Source organism: Mesorhizobium sp. M7A.F.Ca.CA.004.12.1.1 (genome assembly GCF_003997835.1).
Classification (GTDB): Bacteria; Pseudomonadota; Alphaproteobacteria; order Rhizobiales; family Rhizobiaceae; genus Mesorhizobium.
In genome coordinates, this window is sequence record NZ_RZRK01001417.1 from 1 (window position 1) to 656 (window position 656).

The window sequence follows — 656 nt, forward strand, 5'->3', positions numbered from 1 at the left end:
GGCAAGCGACGACGCTGATCTGCCGCGCCAACTATCCCGGCATGAATGCGCTGATCGGCTACCTCGCCGACGAGTGCTGCGCCGACGCCGCCTGCGCGCCCGCCGCCGGCAAAGCGCTGGCTTGATTTTTTTGCGCTTATAATTCGAACATACCGGAAGGATGGAACCTATGGACATGATGGCAAACCTTCCCGTCGCGGTGATCGGCGCCGGCCCGGTCGGGCTGGCAGCCGCGGCGCATCTGGTCGAACGCGGCATCACTCCGCTCGTCCTGGAACGCGGCGAAAGCGTGGGTGCGGCGCTGCTCGATTGGGGACATGTGCGGGTGTTTTCGCCATGGAAATATAACATCGATGCGGCGGCGCGGGCGCTGCTCGACCGCTCCGGCTGGACGGCGCCGGATAGCCAGGGCCTGCCGACCGGCGGCGAGATCGTGCGCGATTATCTGGCGCCGCTTGGCCGGCTTCCCGCGATCGCCGCCAATTTGAAGCTAGGCGCCGAGGTCACCGCGATCACCCGTCAGGGACACGACAAGGTCGCCAATGATGGCCGCAAGGACGCGCCCTTCGTCATCCGCTATCGCGATACCGGCGGCGAACACCGCGTTCTCGCGCGCGCGGCCATCGACGCGTCCGGAACATGGTGGCGGCCAAATC

The 656-nt window shown here is 66.5% G+C and carries 1 protein-coding gene and 1 pseudogene; both read left to right on the forward strand.

Annotation, left to right across the window (positions count from 1 at the left end; all coding sequences use genetic code 11):
* Positions 1-125 (forward strand): annotated as a pseudogene (locus EN984_RS39285) (transcriptional regulator); the annotation flags it as partial.
* 44 nt (positions 126-169) lie between these two features.
* The coding region (locus EN984_RS36775; protein ID WP_164766028.1) for an NAD(P)-binding protein at positions 170-656 on the forward strand (487 nt) is incomplete at its 3' end.